The sequence below is a fragment of the Nereida sp. MMG025 genome (assembly GCF_021654165.1).
In the GTDB taxonomy this organism is placed as follows: Bacteria; Pseudomonadota; Alphaproteobacteria; order Rhodobacterales; family Rhodobacteraceae; genus Nereida.
In genome coordinates this window covers 1-400 of sequence record NZ_JAKFZN010000040.1, presented here as the reverse complement: position 1 = coordinate 400, position 400 = coordinate 1, and the positions used below count along the sequence as shown (strand labels likewise).

The 400-nt window shown below is 56.8% G+C and carries 1 protein-coding gene; it reads right to left on the bottom strand.

Annotation, left to right across the window (positions count from 1 at the left end; all coding sequences use genetic code 11):
* Positions 1-324 (bottom strand): hypothetical protein (locus L1065_RS15745; RefSeq protein WP_237096465.1); only part of this gene is annotated, 324 nt, incomplete at its 3' end.
* Between the last annotated feature and the right edge of the window lie 76 nt (positions 325-400).

Sequence of the window (400 nt, the reverse complement as noted above, 5' to 3'; positions counted from 1 at the left end):
GCCGCCGGTGTAATTGTCACCGTTCGACAGGGACTTCAGCGATGCCACCTTGCCGCTGTCGCCGTCTTGTTCGGCTTGCTCAATCAGGCGATCAAAGTCGATGGCCGTGCCGCGGCTCGAGATGCGGACGTTGTCTTGCGTCTGGCTCAGGAAATGGGCGACGCGGCCAAAATTGCCCTCTTCCTTGGCGTTGATGATGTTAACCAAGGTTGTATCTGCGTAAACGCCCGACGGGACGCCTGCCGATTTTGCGAGCTGGTCAGCCGATGCGACAGAGGCAGAAGCGGCGATTGCGATTGTGGCGAGTACAGTTGCGAGTTTCATAAGTCTAATCCTTTATGTGCCTTATCTAAGGCGTTGGTTTGTTTGGGCTTTTGCCCGATCTGAGGCGCCTGCCAGC